Here is a 21,011-nt window from a genome sequence, read left to right on the forward strand (position 1 = left end):
TGGTAATTCAACTTCCCGGCAGAGTAAAACACCGATCTCCTGCTATGCAGGATATCGGTGCTTTATGTTATAACAAGTTTTCAGAGCGGTGCTCGATTTATTCCCATCTCTTTATTGTATAGTCTTGATTTTATAATCTTTGGGAAGGTGAGCAGTGCCTTTAATACATGGAATACCTGTTTCTTTGTGGATATTTTCAAGGATTTTATCAATGTTTTCGCAAAACCCGCCATCTTTGTCAGACCAGCCTGCATCGGTCTTTTTAGCAAAAGTACATGTGCAGAAGTGAACTGCCTCAGCGCCCTTGGCCTTGAGAATTTTTGATAAATCGACTGCTACATCACCCGGGCATTTACATGTAAAAACACCAGTCAGGGTACAATCTTCGTAATTTGCGAAGCCCTCCTTTTTTTCATTCAGGCATCGAAAACAGCTTGTCAAAGGACATCTTTCCATATTTTTTTCACAACGGATAATGGCTACATTTGTCATTTATAACCTCCTTATTTATTGCAGAATTTTGATTATTTAATAACATGGACTGCCACACAAACAATTTTACTCTCGTAAAAAGGTGGAGATTGTCTTCACATCTGAAAAAGCTATTACACCATCCCACCAACCTTCCTTTATCACTTTATCAAGGATTTTATCAATTAAATTGTTTGGTAAAACGTTCATCTCTTTAGCTGCCGCTCTTACGTTTTGTCCAGCCTGGCCCCAAAGCCTGGCTATAGATTGCTGTCGCTATCCATATTGTCTATGAGATCAATCAAAAACCGGCACTGCGCTTTTAATTCCTTGAAGGCTCTTTTTTTGCCGCCTCCGTCCTTATCCATGATCTTCTCCATTTTGTTTTTCTCTAGGGCTCGGCCTGCTGTGGTTTCGGATGCAAGATAACCTCTTTCAAGGAGATTTATTATATGGTCGGCTATTTGGTCGGGTTTGTAAGGAGTATACTCCGGATTATACCATTTATATATCCAGTTACACATCCCAAGTATTCCATATGTTTGCAGCTTGGTGTCAGTATCCCTGAAGACTCCCTGGTCGATACCTTCCCCAATAATTTTTTCTAAAATTTGGTTATATTTTTTTTTTTCAGCCTTAATCCCTTTAAAATCCGCCGGTGAAAGCTGATTCTCCTCAGCAAAAAAAACAGAAAGAATAGAGAGTGACTTTATGCTGATATTTTTAACGTGGTTACTTATAATAAGACGCATCTTTTCATCCGGAGGAAGATTCATCTCAGCGATTTTATTTGTATTTTTGAAAATGCTCTCAAGTGCCTTAATATAAATTATTGAAAGCAGGTTCTCTTTGCTGGAAACATAATGATATAATGCAGCTTTGGTTATCCCTATCTCTTTGGCTACATGTTCAAGGGTGGTGGACCTGTATCCATTTTTGTGAAAGAGTTCAGTGGCGGTATTAATAATTCTTTTTATCCGCAAACTCTTATCCAGCACCCTGAAATTATTATTATTATTCAAATTACTACCTTTAAGCGGTTGAATTGTCTCCCTGCTTGGGTTTTAATTAAATTTAAGCGTTCCCAAAGGAATTGAAGGGAGATACGATTTTTGCTTATTTGTTTATATGGATGTTTTATTGTCTTTTGGGGAAGAGGAGGCTTTTGAAAGATTACAAAAGTTGATTACAAATGATCATATATATGCTTTATAGTCAACAAAAAAAATAATTTTTTGATTGATTCTGTTCGCTTAATTTTTAAAAAATCTTGACAATGATTAAACGGGCAGTTAGTTATGGTGAATCATTGGTAACTTGATTGGGAAATTTATACCTTTAAATGTGCTATCTATTTTCAGCTTCATATCTTTATATTTACCCAAACCGGACTTCCAGGTTTGGGGGTTTTTGTTTTGCAGAATAAAACCTTGCCAGAAGGATAAAATGTTCATATTAATTATAGATTTACTGATAACGCAGTGAAATTATTTATCTGGAAACAGATATCTATTTCACTCCTGTTTGGAAAATATAATTAATAAGGTCGTTTTATGAATAATAATACTAAATTTATATTTGTTACCGGCGGTGTTGTTTCTTCACTCGGTAAGGGACTGGCGTCAGCCGCCATAGGAGCTCTCCTTGAGAGCCGCGGACTTACTGTAACTATTCAAAAGCTGGATCCTTACATAAATGTTGATCCCGGCACCATGAATCCTTTCCAGCACGGCGAGGTTTTTGTAACAGACGACGGAGCTGAAACAGATCTGGACCTTGGCCATTATGAGCGCTTTACTACCGCCAAGTTGGGGAGAAACAACAATTTTACCACCGGTAAAATTTACTACTCGGTTATAAATAAAGAAAGAAAAGGCGCTTATCTGGGAGGGACGGTTCAGGTCATTCCCCACATAACGGACGAGATCAAAAACAGCATCAGACTGGTTGCCGGGGGTATGGACGTAGTCATCGTTGAAATCGGGGGTACCATCGGTGATATAGAAAGCTTGCCGTTTCTTGAGGCTATCAGGCAATTTAAGGTGGATGCAAGAAAAGAGAATGTTATCTATATACATCTCACCCTGGTTCCATATATTGCAACTGCCGGAGAGGTTAAAACCAAGCCTACCCAGCACAGCGTCAAAGAACTGAGAAGCATAGGCATACAGCCTGATATTCTTTTATGCCGCACGGACAGATTTCTTTCAGAAAGTATTAAGGATAAAATAGCTCTTTTCTGTAATGTGAGCACTGATGCCGTTGTTACCGCCAAGGATGTTGATTGCATATATGAAGTGCCGCTGTTCTTTCATCAAGAGGGCCTTGATGATAAAATTGTCGAGCTCCTAAATATATGGACCAGGGCCCCAAAGCTTCAGGTATGGGAAAATATTGTAAGAAAGCTCAAGGAGCCCGAACACTTTGTCACCATTGCGATAGTCGGAAAATATACGGATCTGACGGAATCATACAAGAGCCTGAACGAAGCCCTGTATCACGGAGGAATTTCAAATGACTGCAAAGTTAATCTTGAATTTATCGATTCCGAGAATATAACCGACGATAATTGCAGGGAGATTCTTGGAACAGCAGACGGAATCCTGGTTCCCGGGGGATTCGGGCCTCGCGGTATTAAAGGGAAAATTTGCGCCGCAAAATACGCCCGGGAACAATTAGTGCCATTTTTCGGAATATGCCTTGGCATGCATATAGCCGTGATAGAATTTTCACGCAATGTTGCAGGCCTGGAGTATGCCCATAGCACGGAATTCGATAAAAATACAACTGATCCTGTCATTTATCTGATGAGTGAATGGTATGATGACAGGACCAAAACCATACAGAAAAGGGATATGAATTCCGACAAAGGCGGCTCTATGCGGTTGGGCGCTTATCCTTGCTGCATAAAAGAAGGAACTTTGGCACACTTGGTATATAATAAAATCGATATCTCGGAGCGTCACCGTCACAGGTATGAATTCAACAACATTTATATGGAGAGGCTTGAAGAAAAAGGGCTTGTTGTAAGCGGAACTTCCCCTGATAAAGAATTGGTTGAGATTATAGAAGTCAAAGAGCACCCCTGGTTTTTGGGATGCCAGTTTCACCCGGAATTCAAATCCCGCCCCATGGCACCGCACCCACTTTTTACTGATTTTATCAAGGTTGTACTGGTCGAATCAAATAATCAATGAGAAAAATAATAGTTTTTGACCAGACAATTCGAGAAGGCATGCAGTATCGTGGGCTCATGTTTTCCTATGCTGAGCGTTTGAAAATTATGGAGTTTCAGCAGGCCCTGGGAGTAGATATATCCCAGGCCGGCTATCCTCCTGCACATGAATCCGAAATCAGGCATATAAAAAAAATATACCATGAGGCTTCCAGGCGGAATTACAATATCCGTATTTCCGGGTTGTGCCGGGCGCTTGTTAAGGATGCAAGCCGGATGGTGGAAACTGGCCTCGAAGAGTTTAACCTGCATACTTCTTTTACTGCTGAAATGCTTTCGAGACAAAGTGTCGAAAGCATTTTTAATTCATTGAAAGATACTGTTCTATTTATACGATCGAAAGTCGAAAAGCCAAGTATCGAAGTAAGTCTTCTCGATATAGGCAAGACAGATATGGAACTCTTAAAAAAATGCGCTGTTTTTTTAATCAACAATTTAAAAATTAATATTCTTTCCCTTCCGGATACATCAGGTTTAATGTCGCCTAATCAGGTCTGCAAACGGGTAAAAATTATAAGTAGTCTGGCAGGGAAAAATACTCAAATCGGGATACATTGTCATAATGATCTTGGTATGGCCACTGCCAATACGATTATGGGTATTCTGGCAGGAGCTTCAATCATAGAAGTTTCGGCCCTCGGAATAGGTGAAAGAAACGGGATCGGCGATATTTTTATCACCGGTAAAAATTTAAAGGATCAGGGTTTTGATTTAAATCTTGAAACAGAAAAAGAGGATATCTTCAGGGAATATTATGAGTTTGTCGATTCAGTATGTTACCAAAAGACGGGGATTAAACTACTGAACGACAACACTCCTTTTTTCGGAAATTCCTCTATGACCCATGTTGCCGGAACCCATGGTATTGGGCAATTCGGCCTGGCTGCAGATCAGGAATTTTATCTTAACGTTCTATGCGGGAAACATCTTGTCGAGAATTATCTTAAGCTGCATAAGATCGGATATGAAAAAAAATACCTGCAAGAGATTGTTGCCAGGATTAAGGATAAAAGCGCCGAGGCCGACAGGTGTGTGACAAAAGAAGAAGTTAAAGAAATTGTAGTTGAGTCAGGTTGAAGGATAGGCCGGGAAGCTTTATGTAAATTCCCACTTAAATCATTTCAATCTGTTACCTGTCTGCCACAGGGGAAGAGGTTTGCCCATTTTTGTGTTAAAAGTTTGCGAAACATAAACTTTGGAATATCCTTCCGTGAACTGATAACTGTAAACCGTGAACGGTTACAAAAATATATACAAGAAAGGAATAATTGATGGCATTTGAACTTACCAAAGAAGAATTGATGGTACAAAAAATGACAAGGGAATTTGCACAAAAGGAACTGGTTGAACAGGCTGCGGAAAACGACAAAACACATAGCTACCCTGCTGAAGCATTAAAAAAAATGGGCGAACTCGGTTATTTGGGAATGCTTGTTAAAGAAGAGTATGGCGGTGATGATGCAGGTACTGTATCGTATGCCTTGGCCCTGATGGAAATTGCCGCTGCAGATGCTTCTTGTGCTGTTATTATGTCGGTACATGATTCAATTGGCTGTGGAAGCATCCAGAAATTCGGAACAGAAGAACAGAAAAAAAAATGGCTTGAACCTATGGCTCGCGGAGAATTTATCGGTGCTTTTTGCCTGACTGAACCAGAAGCCGGTTCTGATCCGCAGTCAATGGGGACTACGGCGGAAAGAAATGGAGATGATTATATAATCAATGGCATTAAACGGTTTATTACCACAGGAAAAAATGCAGGGGTCTATGTAACCATAACAAAAACAGATCCCGCTGCCGGCAGCAAAGGAATGACGGCATTTTTACTGGACCAGAGTCTGCCCGGATTTATAGTGGGCAGGGTTGAAGACAAGATGGGCCAACGCGGTTCCGACACTACTGATATCATATTAGAAAACTGCCGGGTTCCTGCATCAAGAATGCTTGGCAAAGAGGGCGAAGGATTTATGGTTGCCATGTCAAGCCTTGAAGACGGCCGAATCGGAGTCGGATCCATAGGGTGCGGAATAGCAATGGCTGCTTTGGGTGAGACTATAAAATACGCAAAACAGAGAAAACAGTTTGGCCGGCTTATTGCTGAAAATCAGGCAATAAGATTCATGATCGCAGATATGAAGATGAAAGTCGAAGCGGCCCGTTTGTTGATATTGAACGCAGCATCTAAAAAAGACAGGGGTGAAAGCTGTGCCCTTGAGGCGTCCATGGCAAAATGTTATGCTACTGATATTGCACAGGAGGTATGCGGCGAGGCTATCCAGATTCACGGCGGATATGGATACCTGACGGATTATCCGGTAGAGCGTTATTACAGAGATGCCAGGATCACAACAATTTACGAAGGAACCAATCAGATACAAAGAATCGTTATTGCAAACGAGATATTGGGCAAAATCATTTCATAATATATATATAGATTGTCACATAAATAATTTCACTGCGTTATCGGTCGTTGGAGTAGAGACGCAAGATTTTGCGTCTCTACCACCTTTAAAACTATCTATAATTATAAAATCCTCGCCCGGTTTTTCTGCCAAGCCATCCGGCCTCAACGTATTTTCTAAGGAGGGGGCAAGGACGATACTTGGAATCTTTAAATCCATTGTAAAGTGTTTCCATTATTGCAAGGCATGTATCCAGACCTATAAGATCAGCCAGGGCAAGCGGCCCCATGGGATGATTCATGCCTAATTTCATAACTGTATCAATAGCTTCAGGAGTTCCCACGCTATGATACAGGCAGAAAACAGCCTCATTAATCATCGGAAGCAGAATCCGGTTAGCAATAAAACCAGGATAATCATTGGCCTCAGCCGGAGTCTTGCCGAATTTCAGGCTTAGGTCCCATGTGGTTTTAAATGTTTCCTCTGATGTGGCAATCCCCTTTATGATTTCAACAAGCTTCATAACCGGCACGGGATTCATGAAATGCATTCCAATGACCTTTTCCGGTCTTTTTGTCTGGGCTGCAATACGTCCGATGGGAATTGAAGAAGTGTTGGTCGACAGTATCGTGTCCGGTTTACATATCTCATCCAGATCTTTGAAAATCTGCATTTTGATCGGCTCATTTTCAGTGGCAGCCTCAACAACAAAATCCGCCTCCTCCATATCCTTGAGGGCCACACTGGTCTTGATCCGGCCAAGTACGGCATCCTTCTCATCCGCCGTTATTTTGCCCTTGTCCACATTTTTACCAAGTATCTTGGTAATATTTGCCATGCCGCGCTCTACAAATTCAGTATTAATGTCATTCATAATAACATTAAGGCCGCTCATTGATGCGACCTGAGCGATGCCATTACCCATCTGACCTGCGCCGATTACGCCGTAAGTCTTAATATCCATATCAATATCTCCTTAAGTGATTAAAAGTTATCTTTTAACGATCATGGACACAGCCTCTCCCCCTCCGAGGCAGAGTGAGGCCAGTCCTGTTTTTTTATCCTGTTTTATCATTTCATGAAGCAATGTAACTAAAACGCGGCACCCGCTGGCACCGATAGGATGACCAAGCGCTACAACGCCGCCGTTGACATTAACCTTGCTTCCGTCAAGTTTTAGTTCCTGTGCTATTGCCGCACTTGATCCGCTAAATGCCTCGTTTACCTCAAAAAGATCTACATCATCAATGGAAATCCCTTCTTTTTTAAGGCACTTGGGAATTGCCCAGATAGGTGCAACAAGAACATATTTCATATCCAAAGCAAATGACGCCTGTGCGCCTATTGTCGCAAGGATTTCGCATCCAAGCTCTTCTGCCTTTTCTCTTGACATAACTACAACTGCAGCCGCTCCGTCACTTATTATGGAGGCATTGCCGGCCGTGCCTACTCCGCCTTTTTTAAAAGCGCCCTTCATTTTGGACAGCAATTCCAAAGAAGTCTCTTGCGGGCATTCATCATCCTCAAAAATAACAGGATCGCCCTTGCGCTGTGGTATTTCAACCGGTATAATTTCATCCTTGAATCTGCCGGACTTTATGGCAGTTAGCGCGCGGCGGTAAGATTCCACAGCAAATTTGTCCTGATCCTCTCTGCTGATATTATATTTTTCAGAGCAGAGTTCATTCGATATACCCATATGAAAATCATTGACAATATCCCACAAACCGTCATTGATCATATGATCCTTAATAGCGCCATGACCCATACGGTACCCTGTTCTAGCTTTATCCAGATAATATGGTGCCATACTCATAGATTCCATGCCTCCGGCAACAAGGATATCGGCATCGCCTACCTGAATCGCCTGGGCTGCCAGCATAACGGTTTTTAAAGAAGATCCGCAAACCTTGTTAACCGTAATACACTCGACTTTCCATGGCATACCGGCCTTTACTGCAGCCTGTTTGGCAGGATTTTGGCCGTAACCGCAGGGGAGTACCTGCCCCATCAGTACTTCATCAACGTCTTCTTTTTTGATTCCGGCCCTCTTTACTGCTTCCTTAATAACTATAGCGCCAAGATCTGTGGCGCCGATTTTGCTTAATGAGCCGCCAAAACTCCCCAGGGGAGTCCGCACTGCACTTACAATGACTGCTTCTTTCATTTACAATTTCTCCTTCATAATATTTTGAGTGATAACAAATCAATCTTATTAACTTGCAGGATTAGATGCTGAAAAGATGGGAGGCTGGAAGGCTGGGAGACTATAAAGCTTCCAAGCCTCCCAGTATTTTATCATATATCCGGCATCCTTCATATCACTTCAAAAGTATTTTACACTTTTTTTAACAAATAAACCTATCTGTGTGCCATTGTTGTTTCAAAAGTGTCAACGACAAATGAAGGATGCCATATATCTAAACTTTTTTTAAATTATACCTCGGAAGGTTATAAATTGTTTTTTTCGGTCTTTAAACACCTACATATTCCTTCGATATTGTCCGCCCACTCCATACAAAGCTTCAGTTATCTGACCAAGGGAGCATACACGGACAGTATCCATAAGCTCTGCAAAAATATTACCGTCTTCCAGGGCAACCCTCTGTAAACTTAACAAGGCCTCGGGTGCCTCTTTTTCATGCAGTTTGTGAAAATCTGCAAGACGCTTCAACTGGGACTCCTTTTCATCATCTGTGGCTCTTGCAAGTTCAAGCTCTGCTGCGCCTTCTTCCAGGTTGGTTTCAGTATCCTGGAACATATTCACCCCTACAATCGGAAACTCTCCGGTATGCTTTAATCCTTCATAATACATCGATTCTTCCTGGATTTTGCTGCGCTGGTAGCCGGTTTCCATGGCACCCAGAACACCCCCGCGTTCTGTAATCCTGTCAAATTCGGAGAGAATCGCCTCTTCCACCAGAGCTGTCAATTCCTCTACTACGAAACTGCCCTGGTTCATATTCTCGTTTTTGGCAAGCCCCCATTCACGGTTAATTATAAGCTGGATAGCCAGCGCACGCCGCACAGATTCGCGACTGGGAGTCGTGATCGCCTCATCATAGGAATTGGTGTGCAGGCTGTTACAGTTATCGTAAATCGCGCACAGAGCCTGGAGAGTAGTCCGAATATCATTAAACTGTATATCCTGGCTGTGCAGGGATCTGCCGGATGTCTGAACATGATACTTCAGCTTCTGGGAAAGGGCTGATGCTCCATATTTTTCACGTAAAGCGATCGACCAGATCCGCCGGGCAACCCGACCGATTACAGTATATTCCGGGTCCATGCCGTTTGAGAAGAAATATGACAAACTCGGCGCAAAAGTGTCAACCGGCATGCCGCGTGACAGATAATACTCAAGATATGTAAAGCCATTGGACAATGTAAAGGCGACCTGTGAAATAGGATTTGCCCCTGCTTCGGCGATATGATAACCGGAAATAGAAACCGAATAAAAATTTCTGACATTGTTGTCAATAAAAAATTGCTGGATATCGCCCATCATCTTTAAGGCAAATTCTATCGAAAATATGCAGGTGTTCTGGCCCTGATCCTCTTTGAGGATATCAGCCTGGACAGTTCCGCGTACATTCGACAAGGCCATGGCGCGGATATTCTCATATTCCTCCTGGGAGGGATCCATCCCCTTCTCATTTTTATACTTGTCCACCTCCAGATCAATGGCGGTGTTCATGAACATGGCCAGCATTATAGGCGCAGGTCCGTTGATTGTCATGGATACAGAGGTGTTTGGTGCGCAGAGATCAAATCCGCTATAAAGCACTTTGACATCATCCAGGGTACAAACACTGACACCGGAGTTGCCTATTTTACCGTAAATATCCAGCCGGCGGTCAGGATTGTAACCATACAGGGTAACGGAATCAAAAGCAGTGGAGAGTCGTTTGGCTTCATAATTGGCGGATAACAGCCTGAATCTGGCATTGGTTTTAAAGGGATCGCCTTCGCCGGCAAACATGCGGGTCGGATCCTCTCCGACACGTTTCATCGGGAAGACACCGGCTGTATAAGGAAAGTAGCCGGGCAGATTCTCTCTTCTCATCCACCTGTATATTTCACCCGGATCTTTAAAATCCGGCAGAACGATTTTTGGAATCTTAAGGTGTGAAAGTGATTCAGTGTAAAGTGGAATCCTTATCTCGCGATCACGGACAGTATAAACCAGTTCATCCTTGCTGTAAGCAGCCTTAATTGTTTCCCATTCATCCAGAAGTTCCTCAGTCTCTTTGTCCAGATGTTTTTTTGCCTCAGATAGCTCCTCCTTGAGCCGGGATAACAGATTTGCAGCATCATCGTCCTTGCCGCTATCTTCCAAAACATTTATGGTTTCGCGCAGGTGCCAAGCCTTGCGAACCGCATCTGACTGTTTTTCCGTTTGCTTATGATAATTCCTGACAGTATCAGAAATTTCAGTGAGATATCTCGATCGCTCAGACGGAATAATGATTGTTTTGGACGAGGATATTTTTTTGTCGGGTCGGGGAAGTTTTGAGCGCAGTTTAATGCCTGTTTTTTTCTCAAAAAATTCGAGAACGGCATAATACATGGCTGTTACGCCGTCGTCATTGAACTTGGATGCGATTGTTCCGAAAACCGGCATATCTTCAAGTTGTTTATCCCATGCTTCCAGATTACGCTGAACCTGTTTTCTTACATCCCTCAACGCATCTTCACTACCCCGTTTTTCAAATTTGTTCACTACAACCAGGTCGGCATAATCAAGCATGTCTATTTTTTCCAGTTGCGATGGAGCGCCGAATTCGCTCGTCATCACATAAATGGAAAGATCCACCATTTCCGAAATACTTGAATCGCCCTGTCCTATTCCAGCCGTTTCAGCTATAACGAGATCAAAGCCAGCGGATTTAGCAACTTCAATGGCTTCCGGCAAAGCTCCGGCAACTTCTGAACGTGAGCCTCTTGTGGCAAGACTGCGCATATAAACACTGGGCGTTTCAATGGCATTCATGCGAATACGGTCGCCCAAAAGAGCTCCCCCGGTTTTGCGTCTTGACGGATCTGAGCTTATGATGGCAATCTTTATGTTTTTAAAATCATGCAGGATTCGCTGCACAAGTTCATCGGTCAGGGATGATTTTCCAGCACCGCCTGTGCCGGTAATACCGATTACAGCCGTTTTGTGACCACCTGGATGTTTTGAAAGCGCTACTTTAAGCTTATCTAACTGTCCGTTACCACAGGCCTTGGCCTGGACGACAGCAGTTATAAGTTTTGCAATCAGCGGTTTATTTTCTGTTGATAAATTCGAAATATCAATATTATCATCTTCAACAGTAGAATAATCCATGGCTTTAACCATATGGTTAATAATTCCCTGGAGTCCCATTTTAGCGCCGTCTTCCGGGGAATATATTTTGGTAACACCATATTCTTCCAGTTCCTTGATTTCATCAGGGACTATTACACCCCCCCCCCCGCCAAAAATCTTGATATGGGAAGCGCCTTTTTTTTTTAACATATCCACCATATATTTAAAAAATTCCATATGGCCGCCCTGATAACTGGAAAGAGCCATGCCCTGCACATCTTCTTCAATGGCTGCATCAACAAACTCTTCAACGGAACGGTTATGTCCAAGATGAATAACCTCCGCGCCGGTGTTCTGGAGAATCCTCCGCATAATATTGATTGACGCATCATGGCCGTCAAATAATGACGTAGCAGTAACAATTCTGATATTATTCTTAGGCTTGTAAACTTCCACTTCCATTGGTTGCTCCTTTGACTTATAAAGATGACTTATAAAGAGTTATATAGATTGCCACATAAATAATTTCACTGCGTTATCGGTCGTCGGAGGGGTTCAAGATTTTGAACCCCTACTATATCTTGTACCAAATTTTAAAATCAGGTTATTATCTGACAATCTATATATCTATATTTTTTTTAAATTGATGATATTGATATATCCTATACATTCTTTTTATAAAAATTAAAAGACATTTGCATGGTGTCACCAATATTTTTCATATTCATGAAGCTATCGGCATTCAATTTTTCCCGAATTCCCAGGATATTAATTGTTGATTTGGTCGTTTTTTTATAAACGGGCATGCAAGGGCTCAGGTTTAAGTCTCACTTAAAAATAATTTTACATTTTTACATCGCATTTTTAGGTTAAATCTAAGTGCAAATTATGTGAATTTATTTTTCAGCGAGGCCTTAGGTGTTAACCTAAACATCGGGCAGAGTGTAGCTATAGATTGTCACATAAATAATTTCACTGCGTTATCGGTCGTCGGAGTAGGGGTTCAAGATTTTGAACCCCTACTATATCTTGTACCAAATTTTAAAATCAGGTTATTATCTGACAATCTATATCTGTTTTGTGCCTGTTGCTTATGAAGCTTTTTTTACTTCTTTCAGCCAAGGCCTTTCAGTAAAAAAAGTAGCAATACTTTCCAGGGAAGAACCAACAGGGAAAACCTTGGTTATCCCGAGTTCCAGTAATTTCGGGATATCCTGGCGCGGGATAACGCCCCCTATGGTAACAGGGATATCACCAATGCCCTCCATTTTAAGTTTATCCATCAATTTTCTACTCAACTCAAGATGAACACCGGATAATACACTCAAAGCTATTATGTCCACATCTTCCTGAACAGCCGCTTTGACAATTTGGTCAATGCTTCTTCTCAGACCTGTATAAATAATTTCGACACCAGAATCGCGCAACAAAGAAGCAACGATTTTAATACCTTTATCATGTCCGTCCAAACCCGGTTTTCCTAATAAAACTCTTAAAGGTGCAATATTATTCTGCAATTTTTTTACTCCTCCTGCTCATTGGTTATAATTAAAAATTTGCGATAATTTAACATTCAAAAAATTACTTCAATTAAAAAATTTCCTGATATTCACCGAACACGTCTCTTAAAGCCCCGCAAATTTCTCCCAATGTGGCATATTCGTGCACAGCCAAAAGTATAGGCCCCATAAGATTGCCTGATGTTTCGGCAACACGCTTGATTTCATCTAACAGCATTTCCACCTGCTTATTGTTCCTGTTCTTTTTTGTCTCTTCTAAACGTACTACTTGACGATCTCTAATAGTCGTATCCGCCAGTGTAATGTCTATATCGGCTTCGTCTTCGTCAGAGACAAATTTATTCACACCAACCAGTACACTTTCACCTGATTCAATCTTTTTGGCTTCTTCGTAGGACTGGCGCGCTATATCTCTTGGAATGGATCCGTCGCTGATACCTTTTACCATACCACCGTATTCTTCGATCTTGGCCATCTCTTTTTCGACTTCTTTTTCAATTTTATCTGTCATGGCTTCAAGAAAATAAGAACCTCCCATGGGATCAGCCACAGCAGCAATATCTGTTTCATAACCGATGATCTGCTGGGTTCTGAGGGCAATTCGCTGGGACTGCTCGGTCGGAATGGCATAAGCTTCATCATAAGCAGTACAATGAATTGCCTGACATCCGGAAAGAGACGCCACAAGACTCATAATAGCTCCCCTGGCTATATTATTCAATGGTTCTTTATCTGTAAAAGAAGAAGCCGAACACCCTGTAAACATCCGCAGTTTCATTGATTTGGGGTTTTTGGCATTAAACCTGTTTTTCATTATTTTGGCCCAAAGCTTTCTCATGGCCCGAAATTTGGCAACTTCTTCAAACATTCTCATGCCGCTGCACATCAGAAAGCTCAGGCGCGGAGCAAATTCATCAACATCAATACCTCTTTTTAAGACCTCTTCCACATAAGCAATTGCATCCGATAAACAGTAGGCCACTTCCTGAACCATGCTGCATCCGGCTTCACGCATATGATAACCACATATGCTGATAGTGTTCATTTTGGGGACTTCAGTACGGCAATATTCAATAATATCACCGATAAGTCTCATGGAAGGAGTCGGAGGATAGATATAGGTCCCTCTTGCAAGATATTCTTTTAAAATATCATTTTGCAGGGTTCCCCCTATTTTATCAAGACTGATGTTTCTTTTTTGAGCCAGGGCAACGTACATGGCCAGAATAACGGCAGAGGTCGGATTGACTGTGAACGAAGTCGTAATTTTATCTAAAGGAATTCCTTCAAAAATTATTTCAATATCTTTCAGCGAATCAACCGCTACCCCCACACGTCCCACTTCCTCTTCCACCGTTGGGTCATCCGAATCATAACCGATCTGACTTGGCAAATCAAAAGCAACGCTGAGACCGGTTTGTCCTTTTGACAGCAGTTCCTTGTATAGAACGTTTGTTTCTTCCGGATTGCCGATTCCCGCGTATTGCCTCATGGTCCATAAACGCCCACGGTACATGGTTGGCTGAACGCCTCTGACAAAAGGAAATTCACCTGGAAGACCAATGTCATTGAGATAATCTATTCCGGCCAGATTATCCGGCGTGTAAACAACATCAAGCTCTTCTCCCCATGAACTTTTGACATCCCTTGGTTTGAATCTCGAATTCGTAACATTGGCTTCATACCATTTTTCTTTTTTTTCACTGATTTCCTGTAATTGATCCATTTAACAGATTCTCCTTTTAGTATTTATTTTTTTCCGTGCTCCTAAGCGGAGCATCCGGCAACATCTGAATAAATATGTAGCAAATTGTATACCATTTTTGTATAGTAATTTGCAATGGAATAACGTATTGTATTTACAGATATTTTATCTAACAGCCTTTAAGCCTGTTTTTTTTAGTTAACGTAAGAATTGGCTACACCCATGCATGACATATCAATAACACTTTGAAATAATAGTTGATATATATGTATTATTTTTTTACATGTAAAACCTATATACATTTTATAATAAATTTGCTATATCAATTTTCAGAAGGAGTAATCATAACATGGAAAATGATGAAAAGGCTGTTATTATGGATGCCTTAATAAGCAATCCTTATCTGGGAATAACAATTTTTGATAAAAACGGTTCGATTATATGCAGAAACAGGGTTAATGAAGATATTTCGGGGATGAAAAATTTCGATGTTATCAAAAAACATTCTTCAATCATGCCTTATTATAAAGAATTGAAGCAAGTATTAAAAAAAGGTATTCCCAGCATCGGTCTTCCTTATAAGACTGCAAACGGATGTCAGGCAATGATTCATCGTATTCCGCTCAAGATAAATAATGAAATAATAGGCGCAATTTCAATTACGGTTTTCAATGATGCCAGGGAACTTGAAGCGCTCATATCCAAATACGATTTGTTGAAAAATCGGCTGACACCCTATAATCCGGAACTAAGCAAATTAAGGTCTGCTAAATACACCTTTAAAAATATTATAGGGAATAATAATAAAATATTAATGAGCAAAAAACTTGCTGAAAATTATGCGCAAGGTAAGTCATCCGTACTGATTACAGGTGAAACCGGAACCGGCAAAGAACTTTTTGCCCATGCGATCCATCTGGCCAGCCCCAGGAAAGATCATCCGTTTATCAGAGTCAACTGTGGCGCTATTCCGCCTGATCTCCTGGAAAGTGAGCTGTTTGGATACGAACCCGGAGCTTTTACAGGCGCCGGGAAGGGCCCAAGGATAGGAAAATTCGAATTGGCACATCATGGAACTATCTTTCTGGATGAAATTTCATCATTGAGTCTGGCTATGCAGCCAAAATTACTATCTGTTTTACAGAATCGCGAAATAGAAAGAATAGGCGGCAACAAAATTATCAATCTTGATTTTCGGATTATATCTGCTACGAACAAATCTTTAACTCAAATGGTTAAAGAAGGATTGTTCAGAAGCGATCTTTATTACCGCCTGAATGTTTTTAATCTTGATATTACACCTTTGCGTGAAAGAATTGATGATATCAAAATCCTTACAAAATATTTTCTGGAAGGATTATATGATGAATATGGTTTTAATCTCAGACGACTCACTCCATCTGTGCTGAAAATTCTTTCGCAATGGTCCTGGCCCGGAAATGTGCGGGAATTACAAAATGTCCTGGAAAGATCAGTTCAAGTAAGCGACAAGAAAGAGATCAAAATTGCTGATCTGCCTGATTACTTGACAAGCGGCCTGGAATTGGATGAGATAGAATCAGCGGGCAATAATAAAGTTAATGTCCTTAAAGAATCAAAAGACGGGATCGAAAAAAAAATAATAGAAAGGGCGCTTATTTCCAATAACTGGAATAAATCCGGAACCGCAAGGCAGATAGGAATTTCACGATCACTCTTATATGCTTTGATTAAAAAATACGACCTGAAAAAATAGCCTTCATGAATTGTAATTTCCGGGGATAATCATATTTTCGGCCATAGGTTTTAAAAAAATTTTAAGTAATGCCTGAGCGAAAACTAAAAACAGATACTATTTCGGATAGTTAAACATTATTCAAGCAACGAAAATTTTTGAAAAGCTGTTAGCATTTAGCCGTTAGCTATTGTCTCAAGGAACTATCTATTTGATTTTAAAAGCTAATGGCTCAAAAACTTCGATTTGGGAAACATCCATCGATTTGACCTGTGAGCTGATTTGATTGTAAATACAGCTAATTGTGATATTCAAGAAGAACTTCTTCAAGAATATTTTCAATTTCTTGAATATTAGTACCTTACTCCTGAACTTCTGTCATAAAAAACAAGAAAATTATTAATGAAAAATTAGCTACAAATTTTGTATGTGGTGACAGATATATAGTAAATACAATGAGTTGGGTTGCGGGCGTTTAGCCCGCCTTAGCTATTATTTCATGTTGTGCCTGGCCCTGAGTGCATATATTTTTAATGATTAAAATAAGAGAAGACATCCGTTGAAGATTACGAACAGACTCCCAGCTTATTGCCTCATCAATATGAAATATTACACGTTCGCAGCCTTCAAAGGCTTTTTTTTGTTCGGCTATTTCATGTCACTTTGCGATATTTGGTCACTTCCACTTGACGATGTATATTCTTAGTTTCTTCCATTATACTTTCAACGTTTGCAGCTACTTCGTCAGAAAGCCATTCGTTCCCACATAACGAACAAAGTGTTGCTGGTACCTTTCTGATCACCATCAGAGTATCTTCCATATCTACCGTAAATGTTGCGGTTCCCTGTTTTTTAAGCCCTCCACAAAGTGGACAAATATTTTTGGTTGAACTCATTACCTCCTCCTGGTTTTTAAGTCTGTTTCAAAGTGTTCTTCATCCGGCCAATAAGCTGTGATTAAGAATATTTTTTGCTCGGTAAGATCATAGACAATAACTGCATGCAATGGCTGATTTTGCCATATTCCGTAGAATAATCCACTTGGGAAAGGTTTGTTATCAGGATAATTTTCAATCATTTTTCCTGTACAAATGATATGCTTCACAGATGCTCTGCTGATCCCCTTCTCCAAATCGGTCGTCGGAGTATTATAATACGCCTTTTGGACTAAGTGTAACAGTGCTGATTTCATGACTAAAATCCAAAATGAACAAGGTAGTGAGAAAAACAAACAAAAATTAAATCAATTGCTAATTTTTCTCTAACCTTTATTTTTTATGATAACCTCTAAAAAAATAGTATTCAGATTGCAAAATTTTTGCTGTATTATGAGAGGATATCCATGAAAACACGATTCAAGTATGACACAACAGGCAACTGGTCTAAGGGAAACCTCAATAGCTTTGCAATCTGAACAGTAAATTGTTACTCTAAGGTTGAGTTGCCTTTACAGCAATTACTGAAAAAAGGCTTGAAAAAAAACTATTGCCTTATTTTAACCTGTTTTTTATCATTTTTAATTAAAATTAACTGAATCAATTAATGTCAAAAAATCTACACGACAAGCTGTTAATGACTTCCTCCGAACCTGGTGTATACTTGATGAAGGATGATGCCGGAAAGATTATCTATGTGGGTAAGGCTGCAAATTTAAAAAAACGCCTCTATTCATACTTTTCCAAACCGGTGCATACTGACATGAAAACCGGTGTTCTTGTAAAAAAGATTGCCGGATTTGATACCATTATCACCGCAACTGAAAAAGAAGCCCTGATTCTCGAATCTAACCTGATAAAGAAATATAAGCCCAAGTATAATGTTATTTTAAAGGACGGGAAAAGGTATCCGTCCCTGCGCATCGACCTTAACAGCGATTATCCTAATCTTGCTATAGTCCGAAAAATTACCAAAGACGGCGCAAAATATTTTGGGCCCTTTTCTTCGGCTCTTGCTGTGCGGCAGACTCTCAAGGTTATCAATAAAACATTCAAGCTGAGAAAATGCAAAGGCGGGTCATTTAAAAGCCGGTCCCGCCCATGTCTTAACCACCAGATCGGAGCGTGCCTGGCGCCCTGCTGTCTCGATGTAGCCAAGTCTGAGTATGATGAAATAGTCAATGAAGTTATTATGTTTTTAAAGGGCAGAACTACTGAGCTGCTTCAGGATATAAAGAACCGGATGAAGTCTGCGGCTGAACATAAGGATTTTGAAAGGGCTGCCCAGTTGAGGGACAAGATGTTTGCTCTTGAAAAAACCCTTGAAAAGCAGGTTGCCGTGACAACCGATTTGAAGGACAGGGATGTGCTGGCAGTGGCACGAATGCATGGGAATGCCATGATTACATTGCTGACCGTGCGTGGAGGATTTCTGCTTGGCAGCCGGCATTTTGGTTTTGGTGAAACTTTTTCAATTGATGCGGAAATTATAGAGGATTTTATCAGGCAGAATTACGAGAATACCCCTTATATTCCAAAAGAGATACTGGTCTCTTCGATGTCGGATAATTTATCTTTGCTGGAAGATTTCTTAGGCAGAATCAAAGGTAAAAAAGTCCGGGTACTCAGGCCTCAAAGGGGTGAAAAATTGCAGCTTGTTAATATGGCGGTAAAGAATGCAGGGAACAGGTTAAGGGAGATAGCAGCTTCTGATGCGGTTAGAGAAGATATGCTTGCAAGGCTGAAATATGAGCTGAAAATAGACAGGATCCCGTTTTGGATAGAATGTTTTGATAATTCTCATATTTCAGGTAAAGATGCGGTTTCTGCAATGGTGGTCTTTAAAAACGGTCAGCCCGATAAGTCCTCATACAAAAAATTCAAAATAAAAACCGCCCATGCTCAGGATGATTATGCCTGTATGTTGGAAACCTTAATCAGGCGCTACGGGAATGCCGGAAAAACAGAAGCTTATCCTGATCTTCTTGTTATTGACGGAGGCAAGGGCCAACTGAATATTGCGGTATCAGTTATTAAAGAGCTGAACCTTTCTGGAAAATTTGAAATAATCGGAATAGCAAAAAGAGATGACAAAAAAGGGGAAACCAAAGACAAGATATATAAGTACGGACGAATTAATCCTGTTAACATGGGAAAAAGAGGAGATACACTTCTATTCCTGCAAAGAATAAGAGATGAGGCCCACCGTTTTGCCATATCATTTCATCGCCGGCGGCGCAGCAAGTCATTTATTCATTCGGAGCTTGATGATATTCCGGGAGTTGGCGAAAAGAGGAAAAGAATTCTTTTAACTCATTTTAAGGGTATTGAAAAAATCCGGACAGCCGCACTTGACGAGATAAGCGCGCTGCCCGGAATGAGTAAAAGTGTTGCAAAAGAGGTTAAAAAAAGATTAATTCAGGATTGATTATACCAGTTTTTTTAATGCTTCAACCAGTTCTGTGACGGCATCGGCTGATTTGTCCAGTTCCGCCATTTCCTTGTCTGCCAGATTAAGCTCGATGATCTCCTCAATGCCGTTTGCTCCAAGTTTTACCGGAACCCCTATAAAAAGACCATTCTTGCCATACTCACCTTCAAGATAAGCAGCGCATGGCAGGATTTTTTTCTTGTCCAGAAGAATCGATTCAGCCATTTCGAGCACAGCCGATGAAGGAGCATAAAATGCGCTTCCGGTCTTAAAAAGACCTACAATTTCCGCTCCACCATTTCTTGTTCTTTCTATCAGAGCTTCAATACGGTCCTCCGGAAGCAGTTCTGTGATCGGTATGCCTGCGACAGTAGTGTATCGCGGCAGGGGAACCATGGTATCGCCATGTCCGCCTAAAACCAGCGCTTGTGTACTTTCCACCGAGACACCAAGCTCCCAGGATATAAATGTCCTGAATCTTGCGGAATCCAAAACACCGGCCATCCCTATAACCCTGTTTTTCGGGAATCCGGTTGTATCAAAAGCAACATGGCACATGGCATCAAGGGGATTGCTGAGAACGAGAATTATTGCTTCGGGTGAAAGTTTCGCCACTTTTCCTGTTATATCTTTCATGATCTTGGCATTTATTCCCAATAAATCATCACGGCTCATGTTTGGTTTGCGTGGCACGCCTGCTGTAATTATAACTATATCTGATCCTTCAGATGGTTCATAATCGTTGGAACCTGTTAAATTAACGTCATATTTTTCTATCGGCGATGCTTCTGCCAAGTCTAAAGCCTTTCCCTGGGGAATACCATCGAGAATATCTACCAAGACTACATCACATATCCCTTTCATAGCCAAGTGCTGCGCAGCCATGCCTCCAACATTACCGGCTCCCACAACGGTCACTTTTTTGTCCACAACGTTCTCCTTTCTTAATGTTATTATTATAATATTAACTTTTATATATATTCCAAGGATCTTTTCATTGTCAAGACAAAAAGCATGCCGCAACATTTTATCCCATGATCAAATGTATTGGAATATCCTTAGGAGCAGATTTGCGTGTTTGCACCTGGCGAACAATTACTGGTCCTTATTGAAAAAAATTAACCATGCTATTTTGAGGTGTCATCAGGTATGATATTTGCATATCTTTTGTTCGAAAATTTCGGTTTAACCAGATCCAAAATTTTAACGTCTATCGCGTCAGTACCTTTCAAAGATTGACAAAATTGATAAAAAAAAGCTATAAATTAAATTTTATATTAATTTTCCGGGCTAGCTATTTAATTT

General features: G+C 40.8%; 15 protein-coding genes. 5 read left to right on the forward strand and 10 right to left on the reverse strand.

Annotation, left to right across the window (positions count from 1 at the left end):
* Positions 1 to 111: 111 nt before the first annotated feature.
* Both BuS5_RS15500 and BuS5_RS15505 read right to left on the reverse strand, forming a co-directional pair.
* Entirely contained in the window at positions 112 to 492 is a 381-nt protein-coding gene (locus tag BuS5_RS15500) for a CGGC domain-containing protein (RefSeq protein WP_027353321.1), read from the reverse strand.
* Positions 493 to 731: 239 nt separating this feature from the next.
* Positions 732 to 1,493: a TetR/AcrR family transcriptional regulator gene (locus tag BuS5_RS15505; protein ID WP_027353320.1), complete on the reverse strand. Its 762-nt coding sequence runs from the start codon at positions 1,491 to 1,493 to the stop codon at positions 732 to 734.
* Positions 1,494 to 2,024: 531 nt separating this feature from the next.
* Between BuS5_RS15505 and BuS5_RS15510 the strand changes: the two genes are divergently transcribed.
* From BuS5_RS15510 to BuS5_RS15520, 3 genes are all read left to right on the forward strand, one after another.
* Positions 2,025 to 3,668, forward strand: coding sequence for a CTP synthase (locus BuS5_RS15510; protein ID WP_027353319.1), 1,644 nt, complete (start codon positions 2,025 to 2,027; stop codon positions 3,666 to 3,668).
* Positions 3,665 to 4,783, forward strand: coding sequence for a hypothetical protein (locus tag BuS5_RS15515; protein WP_027353318.1), 1,119 nt, complete (start codon positions 3,665 to 3,667; stop codon positions 4,781 to 4,783). The genes BuS5_RS15510 and BuS5_RS15515 overlap by 4 nt, the downstream gene beginning before the upstream one ends.
* Before the next feature lie 194 nt (positions 4,784 to 4,977).
* The gene (locus tag BuS5_RS15520; RefSeq protein ID WP_027353317.1) at positions 4,978 to 6,129 is read left to right on the forward strand and encodes an acyl-CoA dehydrogenase family protein; all 1,152 of its coding nucleotides are present in this window, start codon (positions 4,978 to 4,980) and stop codon (positions 6,127 to 6,129) included.
* 91 nt (positions 6,130 to 6,220) lie between these two features.
* Here BuS5_RS15520 and BuS5_RS15525 read toward each other — a convergent pair whose 3' ends face one another.
* The 5 genes from BuS5_RS15525 to BuS5_RS15545 form a co-directional block, all read right to left on the reverse strand.
* Positions 6,221 to 7,072 carry a 3-hydroxybutyryl-CoA dehydrogenase gene (locus tag BuS5_RS15525; RefSeq protein WP_027353316.1) on the reverse strand — a complete coding sequence of 284 codons (852 nt, stop codon included), beginning with the start codon at positions 7,070 to 7,072 and terminating at the stop codon, positions 6,221 to 6,223.
* A 27-nt stretch (positions 7,073 to 7,099) separates the two neighbouring features.
* Complete coding sequence (locus BuS5_RS15530) at positions 7,100 to 8,275, reverse strand: acetyl-CoA C-acetyltransferase (RefSeq protein WP_027353315.1); 1,176 nt, start codon at positions 8,273 to 8,275, stop codon at positions 7,100 to 7,102.
* 315 nt (positions 8,276 to 8,590) lie between these two features.
* Positions 8,591 to 11,863, reverse strand: a complete 3,273-nt coding sequence (icmF, locus tag BuS5_RS15535; protein ID WP_027353314.1) for a fused isobutyryl-CoA mutase/GTPase IcmF — start codon at positions 11,861 to 11,863, stop codon at positions 8,591 to 8,593.
* Between the two features lie 629 nt (positions 11,864 to 12,492).
* Positions 12,493 to 12,918 carry a cobalamin B12-binding domain-containing protein gene (locus tag BuS5_RS15540; RefSeq protein ID WP_027353313.1) on the reverse strand — a complete coding sequence of 142 codons (426 nt, stop codon included), beginning with the start codon at positions 12,916 to 12,918 and terminating at the stop codon, positions 12,493 to 12,495.
* 73 nt (positions 12,919 to 12,991) lie between these two features.
* Positions 12,992 to 14,647: an acyl-CoA mutase large subunit family protein gene (locus BuS5_RS15545; RefSeq protein ID WP_027353312.1), complete on the reverse strand. Its 1,656-nt coding sequence runs from the start codon at positions 14,645 to 14,647 to the stop codon at positions 12,992 to 12,994.
* Positions 14,648 to 14,975: 328 nt separating this feature from the next.
* Here BuS5_RS15545 and BuS5_RS15550 point away from each other — a divergent pair, with 328 nt between their 5' ends.
* On the forward strand, positions 14,976 to 16,361 hold the full coding sequence (locus BuS5_RS15550; protein WP_027353311.1) for a sigma-54 interaction domain-containing protein: 1,386 nt from the start codon (positions 14,976 to 14,978) through the stop codon (positions 16,359 to 16,361).
* Positions 16,362 to 16,993: 632 nt separating this feature from the next.
* Here BuS5_RS15550 and BuS5_RS15555 read toward each other — a convergent pair.
* Complete coding sequence (locus BuS5_RS15555) at positions 16,994 to 17,236, reverse strand: type II toxin-antitoxin system MqsA family antitoxin (protein WP_027353310.1); 243 nt, start codon at positions 17,234 to 17,236, stop codon at positions 16,994 to 16,996.
* Positions 17,236 to 17,532 carry a DUF4258 domain-containing protein gene (locus tag BuS5_RS15560; RefSeq protein ID WP_084445700.1) on the reverse strand — a complete coding sequence of 99 codons (297 nt, stop codon included), beginning with the start codon at positions 17,530 to 17,532 and terminating at the stop codon, positions 17,236 to 17,238. The genes BuS5_RS15555 and BuS5_RS15560 overlap by 1 nt, the downstream gene beginning before the upstream one ends.
* A 350-nt stretch (positions 17,533 to 17,882) precedes the next feature.
* Between BuS5_RS15560 and uvrC the strand changes: the two genes are divergently transcribed.
* Positions 17,883 to 19,703: an excinuclease ABC subunit UvrC gene (gene uvrC, locus BuS5_RS15565; protein ID WP_027353309.1), complete on the forward strand. Its 1,821-nt coding sequence runs from the start codon at positions 17,883 to 17,885 to the stop codon at positions 19,701 to 19,703.
* Here uvrC and mdh read toward each other — a convergent pair whose 3' ends face one another.
* Positions 19,704 to 20,636: a malate dehydrogenase gene (gene mdh / locus BuS5_RS15570; protein ID WP_027353308.1), complete on the reverse strand. Its 933-nt coding sequence runs from the start codon at positions 20,634 to 20,636 to the stop codon at positions 19,704 to 19,706. It abuts the gene before it with no gap.
* Positions 20,637 to 21,011 lie beyond the last annotated feature (375 nt).

Origin of the sequence: Desulfosarcina sp. BuS5, assembly GCF_028752835.1 — a bacterium.
In the GTDB taxonomy this organism is placed as follows: domain Bacteria; phylum Desulfobacterota; class Desulfobacteria; order Desulfobacterales; family BuS5; genus BuS5.